Annotated in this window: 7 protein-coding genes; all 7 read right to left on the reverse strand. The window is 34.7% G+C overall.

The genetic code is table 11. From position 1 onward, the window contains the following. Positions 1–112: 112 nt before the first annotated feature. Positions 113–808 carry a hypothetical protein gene (locus AB1414_11210; protein MEW6607999.1) on the reverse strand — a complete coding sequence of 232 codons (696 nt, stop codon included), beginning with the start codon at positions 806–808 and terminating at the stop codon, positions 113–115. A 113-nt stretch (positions 809–921) separates the two neighbouring features. Continuing rightward, complete coding sequence (locus AB1414_11215; GenBank protein MEW6608000.1) at positions 922–1,341, reverse strand: hypothetical protein; 420 nt, start codon at positions 1,339–1,341, stop codon at positions 922–924. Further along, positions 1,325–1,954, reverse strand: coding sequence for a response regulator (locus AB1414_11220; GenBank protein ID MEW6608001.1), 630 nt, complete (start codon positions 1,952–1,954; stop codon positions 1,325–1,327). Before AB1414_11220 ends, AB1414_11215 begins: the two co-directional genes overlap by 17 nt. Beyond that, the gene (locus AB1414_11225; GenBank protein ID MEW6608002.1) at positions 1,951–3,198 is read right to left on the reverse strand and encodes an ATP-binding protein; all 1,248 of its coding nucleotides are present in this window, start codon (positions 3,196–3,198) and stop codon (positions 1,951–1,953) included. Before AB1414_11225 ends, AB1414_11220 begins: the two co-directional genes overlap by 4 nt. Positions 3,199–3,231: 33 nt before the next feature. Next, on the reverse strand, positions 3,232–3,627 hold the full coding sequence (locus AB1414_11230; protein ID MEW6608003.1) for a response regulator: 396 nt from the start codon (positions 3,625–3,627) through the stop codon (positions 3,232–3,234). A 21-nt stretch (positions 3,628–3,648) separates the two neighbouring features. Next, complete coding sequence (locus AB1414_11235; GenBank protein ID MEW6608004.1) at positions 3,649–6,450, reverse strand: ATP-binding protein; 2,802 nt, start codon at positions 6,448–6,450, stop codon at positions 3,649–3,651. A 225-nt stretch (positions 6,451–6,675) separates the two neighbouring features. Beyond that, on the reverse strand, positions 6,676–7,995 hold the full coding sequence (locus AB1414_11240; protein ID MEW6608005.1) for a sigma-54 dependent transcriptional regulator: 1,320 nt from the start codon (positions 7,993–7,995) through the stop codon (positions 6,676–6,678). Positions 7,996–8,404: the final 409 nt, after the last annotated feature.

An 8,404-nucleotide genomic window follows, 5' to 3' on the forward strand; every position in this document is an offset into this window, starting at 1 on the left:
GCTTTTAACCCTATTTTTACCACCTTTGACCAAAATCAAGACCCTAATAGACATAACGAGGCTTTAAATCCTCTTAATTTTTTAATTCAGACAGCCTCAATGTCACCATAAATTAACGAAACTCCAGTCTATAATACTTTTCATTTAAGGCATAAGTGGCAGCAAAATTATGGGCATCTACCCAATTTGATAGTTTATTCCCCCACCGTATTATATCTAATTCTTGATATGCTGTGTTAAGAACTTTCTCCTCTATATCGTTCTCACTAATCTTTATTCCAACCTCCTCTGGAAAAACCAAATTCTTTTCTTTCATTATCTGAGAAAGTCGTCTTATTGAACCCCTTGTCGGAGATATCCCTTCTAAAACTCGAATGAGATAGTTATATCTTTTTTTCAGTTGGGTGTATAATGAATATATAGTCTTATCATCTTTTCTTTTATCAAAGGCTTCAAGGAAGCTATTGACTGTAGTGTCCTTCCTAAACTCCCTATATTTCCATTTCATATAAAAGCCTTCTTTTTGAATTACCGCCTTTATATGTCTAAAAATTTCCTCAAGGGTGCCAGGAAGCAAAATAAACCTTCCTTTATATGTCTCCATCATATCTTTAACTATTTCTGTTTCATATATTTCTTTGCGTGGTCCAAATGGATACATATAGGTATGGATTTCATAGAAATCGATAGTATACATTGGCGTAATCTCATCTATTTCTTGTCTGGCTATATCTTTCTCTAAGAGTTTAAAATGGCTTATCTGTTCTCCTAATAATCTTTTAATCCTGTCTAAATCTTCCCTGGCCATATTTTGTATCACCCCTTAAATGAAACTAAATCTGAAGTTCCACAGGCATCTTTTCTCTTATTATCTTTATAGCCTCACTTATATTCACCGTGGCAAATACCTCAGTATAATCTTTAACAATCTTCGATAGTCAGAACCTTTCCTTTATCAAAAAAGACCTTAAACTCATCGATAAGATGTCTTCCAATCAGACATCCATTTCCAAGGCAAAGTATAACCGCTGGTCTTGGCTTTGTTTCTCCATTTACCTTAATACCTCCATAGTAAGCAGGACTTTCGTATTCTCTACCATCGGCTAAGCTTATTGACTCTGAGAAATCTGGTTTTCCCAATTCATCTCTGAATCTTAAAGGTACAATTAGCCGAACCCGTTTTTTGGGGATAGAAGCTTCTGAACCAGGCAAAAGTCTTCTTTCATCGTCATAAAAACCAGTATCTATATAAGCATCTATATCATAGACTCTTGGTTGATTTCGAGCAGTAAACCTGAGCTTTAAATAAGGATAATATGGATAACTATATCTTATGTTCATACCCTCCTCCTATTCGAATAATAGTCTCGTAACCAATTCTTCTTAAGAAAAACCCTCCTTTACCAAATTTTTCTAATGCCTTTTCTATAACTTCTGCCTCATCCTCTCCTACAATAGGTTCTTCCTTTTCATTGTAGCTCAAGGCAACAAATTTACCTACATCTTTCTCCTCGAGTTTCTCTTTATGCACTGCATAAACCTCATCTCTCTTTTCCTTTTTCATCTTAACTTCCAATTCACGATGTAACTCTAACCCTCTCTCAACAACCTCATTTAACTGTTCTCCCTTAATTGGCTTAATAAGGTAATCATAAACCCTATTTTTCTTTGCCTCCTCATAAGACTCTATACTTCCATATCCAGTGATTACTATGGGTACTGTTGTAGAAGAGAGTTTATTTATCTCCTGTAAAAGGTCTAATCCAGCCCTTTCATCTTCCATCACTATATCCACCAAAGCCAGGTCATATCGAGTCTTCTTTATTTCTTTTAATCCACTTCTTCCATCTTTCGCTAAACCAACCGTATACCCTCTTTGGGTTAGAAATTTATTCAAATGCTTCCTTGTCTTTTCTTCATCATCAACCACTAAGATTCTATTCCCATTAATCATTCCTTTGCCTCCTTTCCTTTTAATTTAATCTTAAATGTTGTTCCTTTTCCTACCTCACTCTTAACTTCTATGGAACCATTATGTTCCCTGATTATTCTCTCTACCACTACCAATCCTATGCCAAATCCTTCTGCCTTTGTCGTATAGAATGGGTTAAATATCTCTCTTATTCTTTCTTCAGGAATTCCAACTCCAGTATCTTCAATGATAATTATAGGGATATTGTCTGTATCAGTTTTTGTAGTGATTGTTAATTTCCCTCCTTTTGACATTGCCTCCTGGGCATTCAGGATAAGATTTAAAAATACTTCTTTCATCTGGTCAATATTAATCAGAAGTAGAGGTATCTTATGGTCAAACTTTCTAACTATCTTTATATTTCTAAACTTAGCTGTGCCTTCTACAATGGCTATAGTTTTATCTAATAAAATGTTTAAATCATCTTTCTTTATACATGGTTCTTTCGAAGGTCGCGAGAACTCAAGAAAATTATTGATAATGCTACTGAGCCGTTCTATTTCCTCATCAATATCCTTAATATCTTCTTCTACTTCTGGATTAATATTAGACATATCGGTTTTTAATGACATCATGGCAAGACTCATATTCTCCAGAGGATTCCTCATCTGATGAGCCACAGCATTACTCAGCATACTAACAAGTCTTAATCTCTCTGCTTCACCCAGCAATTTAAGGTTATTATGGGCTTTTTCAAGGTCTTGATACAAGCGGGTATTCTCAATGGCTACTCCAACAAAGATTCCCAACGACAAAACGAAATTCAATTCTCTTTCTGTAAACTTACTTCCATCAATTTTATCCCATAACCCAATTACTCCTATCGTTTTCTCTCCACTTATCATAGGTATACTTAAAAGGGAGCCAATTTGAAAGGGAAATAGTTTAAATAAAGGGTCATTTTCTAAATACTTTGTAATAATCTCTGGATATTTCCTGTTTACTATCTTTCCATGCATTCCCTTCCCAATTTGAATTGGTTCGCTTCCAATATTCTTGTCAATTCCTGAAGAAGCCACAATAACCATCTCAGACCAATTTTCATCTAATAATGCTACAAGCCCACCTTTTACTTGCAATAGTTCTATAAGTTCGGATAAAAAGAAATTAGCTATTTCTCTTACCCCTCGCTGATAAATCATCTTATCGCATACCTTATAGATTAAAGCAAGTTCCTCCCATGCATACTTTAATTCTGACTTCAATTCTGACTTCAAATCTTCCAAATTTTTCACCTGCCTTTAAATAGAATAGTCTATCTACAAATCTCCTAACTTTTTCTTCACTTCTTTTATTAATTCTTTCATACTAAAAGGCTTGGTAATAAATGTTAGATTATGTTTCTTTGCCATCTCTCTATCTGCTTCACAACCTCTTATGGTAAGGATAATAACTGGTATATCTTTAGTGGTAGTATCCTCTTGCAGAGTGGTATAAACCTTCCATCCTTCCTGATTTATCCAGTTACTCCATTCTTCACCAAGGGTTGGCATCATAATATCGAGTATAATCAACGCTGGCTTTTCCTGTTTTGCCCTGTCAATAGCTTCAATCCCATTAGAAGCTGATATAACTTCATAACCTGCGTCTTTCAATTCCTCCTCTATCAATTCCACAATATATCTCTCATCATCCACTACCAATATTTTTTTCATTCTATTAATCATACCTCCTTGTTAGCTATTAGCTGGTTGTTTTGATATGGGCAAGGTAAAGTTAACTCTCACACCTTTCCCTGGTGGACTTTCAATACTAATAATTCCACCATGTTGCTCTATGGTATATTTGACAATCGCCAATCCCCTCACCGGTCCAATCCGACGATTAGTTTTCTCTTCTATACGCTTATAATCTTTCTTAAATATATGGGGCAAGTCTATCTCAGATATTTGACCCTGGTTAATAATCTCCACCCTTTCACTTTTATCATCATCCTGGCTAACATTAACTATTATTGGAGTGTTCTCTGGTGAGTATTTAATGGCATTGTGAAGGAGATTAAGAAATACATCTTTAATTTGAAGTTTATCTGCTTCGATGTTTGAAATATTAGAAGGACAGTTTATCTGTATTGAAATATTTTTCTCAGAAGCAGAGAAACTAAATAAATTCCAAACTTCAGCAATAATCTCAGATATGGAGAGAGATTCTTTTGTTGGTATAAACAAACCGTCTTCTATCTTTGTTCCTTGCGTCAGGTTATCAATTATCCTGCTGAAATCTACACTCTGATTGTTTAAAATTTTAATATCTCTTTCTGCTCTTTCAGTGTTTTTCTTTGCCACACCAGAGAGGAGACTTTCAAGACACAGCCGGACATTGGTCAGTGGAGTCCCTAACTGATGTCCAAGATTTCGAATGAACTCAGACTGGGATTTATTTAACCTTCTCAATCTCTCTATTACTCTGACATTTCCGATTATAGTAGATATTTCAGTGGCAAAAAGTAATAACATGTCTATATCTGTCCAGGTAATTGGTTCCTCAGTGAACTTTCTATCCGCAATAATGGCTCCGATGAAGTTATTACCAACCCACAATGGCGTAATTAAAAAAATCTCTGCCTCCATACCCGTTAAAAGTTTTTTCACTTCGGGGTATTCTTTTGCTTCTATGAGTTTACCCTCTCTCCCTAATGAATCTGGGGAAAATATCGTTTCCTTATCAATAGGGATAGTTAATTCCTTAACCTTTTTGTTTAATTTTGAATTGAGTATCTCATCCTTATTTTTATCATATCGGGTAATATAATCATAAATATCTATACCCTTTATTTTTTCCCATACGGCAGGGGTTTCATCATTTGTCAGCCCAATTGCCATTTTGCCTCTCAAATATCTCTTTTCTTCATCAGCCAATAACAATATTGCTCTATTAAATCCCAATCCCGTATCAGCCGTAATAGTAGTTAAGATAATGTATAAAATTTTATCTAAGTCTATCTCACTTTCAGATGGTATTCTGGTTGGGAAACCGTCTAATTGAGCTATTTCTTCCCCTATCCCACGAACCATTTCGTCAAAGGCAAAGAAATGTTTTGTGGCTTCACTTTCTCTTTCAGATAAGAAGGCATTATTTATAACATGGGAGGTAAGATTAGCATACACGGCTAATCGTTTACGGTCATTTTCGGTAATTGGATTTTTAGTATTTTTATTATCAATCACTATCAACCCCAAAGTCCCTGATTTTCCTCTCAGTGGCAAACTTACCCATTCCTTTACTTCTTTCTCATCTAATATTTCTAATATTTTATCAGGAATAGAATCGCCTTCCATAGTCTCATCTCTATTCTTTATAATTTGATAATCGCCTTCCATAACTAAATCTTGTAAATATCTATACGAACTGTGCCTTAAATCTATTACTTTATCTGTAAAATTTATCTCCTTATCTAACCCAATTTGTATTTTCCCTTTCAAAGTAGTTCTATCTCTTGAAAGTAAAAACAACTGAACTCTATCGTATCCTATCTCATTTATCTGTTTTAAGATAATATATAACATCTCATCTAATTCTACAGAGCTCAGCATATCTCTGGTCAATTTAATCAATCTTTCTCTCTCTGTTATATCTGTAGCAATCGTTAATGCAGATACTATTTTATCCCTTTCATTTTTCATTGGAGTGGATACCAGATCCCAAACCTTTTTCCCTTTCTTAGATACAGTTTCTATAATTTCTTCCGCATCCCTGCCTTCATCAAAAGTTACCTTTACCGGACATCTTTCACATGGCTCTACTCTTTGATGAAATTGGCGGTAACAGGGGGTATCTGGCTGAAATTTTTTATTGCTAAAAAGCACATGCCAATCCTTTTTCCTGATAATACAGGTATCTGTTTTAATTGATTTAAAAATTGCTTCCAGTCTATTTCTATGAAATCTTTCTAATCTTCGATAGAACCAAAGGATAAAGTATGCAAAGAAAAGGAAAAAGACTCTTGGAATGAGTATTATCAAAAGATTAGTTGGATTAGGTTTTATAAAATTCAGAAAAGATACAGTTACAATCAGGATGAGATTTATACTATTAACAACATATAGACTTTCCTTAAATTTGAGTGAATTTACACTTATAAGTATTGGTATAAGATAAAAGAGAAAGAAATCTGAAGAAGGATTTTCTGTCAGAAGGTAGAATAATGAGAAGAAAAGGGTATCAATAAAAATTTGACACCTTTGAAATCTAACAGAATGGAAAAATTTTTCATTCTTGATTCTAATGATAAAAAGGATTATCAGGTAACCCAAAAATATAAATATAGATGGGAAGATAATCTTATTATATCTCACCATAGGCTCTTGAAACAAATAAAAACGAATTATAAGCCAGAACAAGATAACAACACGGGTTACATAAATCGTCAATTGTAGGCCAAAAACATCTTCACTTTTAAGGTACATTTCTATGGGTGGATTAAAGAGTTCGTCTATCTTTCTTTTGAGATAATTCCAAAGCCTTTTAATTTGGGACATCCAGGTTACTTCCTTATATTTTGGTTGATAAATAGGTGACCACAATTTGTAGAAATACAACCTTCACTATTACACATAATAGCAGAGTTTTTAAATGTTGTCAATCTTTTTTTCAAAGATTGCAGTAAATCCTGAAGACTATGACAGGAACCATTAAGGAAAATTTAGGATCAACCTTAACTATGGAATTTACTTTGTTCTGTATTCCATAATCAAGGTTTGATTCTAAGCCACTAAGCTATATTCTTTTATTTTCTTTTGTAGGGTTTTACGGTCTACTCCAAGGGCTTTGGCGGCTTTTGTCCGATTACCGCTAACTTCCTGGAGGACTTTAATCAACAATTCCCGCTCAAGTTGTGCCTTTGCTTGATATACTGACTCTTTAAATGATACCCTCTTCTCTTTTGCCTTAATTATATTATTTGGGATATCCTCAATATCTATTTTATCACCTTGAGCTAATACTACCATTCTTTCAACGACATTCTCAAGTTCTCGAATATTTCCAGACCAATCATATAAAGTCAATATCTCTTGTGCTTCTTTTGTAATCTCAAGTATATTTTTATTAGTCCGAAGATTAAATATCTTTAAAAAATGCTCTAACAAAATAGGAATGTCATCCTTTCTTTCTCGCAAAGGTGGTAAAAATATTGGGACAACATTTAGTCGATAGAACAATTCTTCCCTATATTTTCCTTCTTTAACAGCCCTTTCTAAGTCACGATTAGTAGCGGCAATCACCCTGACATCTACTTTGATAGTTTTAGTTCCTCCGACTCGTTCAAACTCCCTTTCTTGCAATACACGCAGTAACTTAATCTGCATAGGCATATCCATCTCTCCAACCTCATCTAAAAATATAGTTCCTGTATTAGCCAGTTCAAATCTACCCAGTCGTTGGTTTATTGCCCCTGTAAATGCACCCTTTTCATGTCCAAATAATTCACTCTGTAATAGGTTTTCTGGTAATGCCACACAATTAACCGCTATAAAAGGTTTATCATGCCGCAGACTTAATCGATGTATTGCCTTTGCCACTAACTCTTTACCTGTCCCCGTCTCGCCTATAATTAGGACAGAGGTATTGGTTTTAGCTACCTGGTTAATTAATTTATGCACCTCTTTTATCTTTTGACTTTTGCCAATAATCCCGTCAAACTTTGCCTCTTTTTTTATTTCTTTATATAGTTGAAGTGCCTTTGAAACAACGATGGTTATCTCATCTAATTCAAAAGGCTTGGTGATATAATCATAAGCCCCTTGTTTCATTGCCTCAATTGCTGTCTTAAGAGTTCCAAAGGCAGTAATCATAATCACAATTACATCCGGGGAGATTTTCTTAGCCTTTTTTAAAAGCTCTAACCCGTCCATCTGAGGCATCTTTAAATCAGTAATTATTAATGAGAACTCCTGTATTGGTTTATTTAGTGCCTCTTGCCCATTCTTAGCAGTAGTTACTAAGTAACCCTCTTTAGTAAGAATAGTAACTAATGCCTGGCGAATTTTTTCCTCATCGTCTACTACTAAAATTTTTTTCATCATCTTGTACTCTCCTCTTTTTCTGTAACCGTTCAGGCGATACATCAAAGTGTAAGAAAGGGGATAAGGAGATAAGGGAGATATGGAGATTATAAATTTCCTGGATAATTGGGCAAAAGATTATGGTAATTTTACAATTTAAAATTAATTCCCCTTATCTCTATAATCTTCATATCTCCTTTTGTTACACGTAGGTTCTCGGATAAAATTGAGAGTTGATTCCTGAACCTGTCAGGAACAGGTTTTATTGCTCTTCACACACCTTGAATTTTTCCTTCACCCCCAAAATTTCGGTGGTGTCCGAAATTAGCTAACTTCCTCTAACCGGATAGGTAAGCCATTCCTCTATACTCCAAACGTGGTCGGTTAGACCAGCAGCCATTGCCGGAGTTCGTTGTTGCCAACCACCATC

The organism is bacterium, from assembly GCA_040755795.1.
In the GTDB taxonomy this organism is placed as follows: domain Bacteria; phylum UBA9089; class CG2-30-40-21; order CG2-30-40-21; family SBAY01; genus JBFLXS01.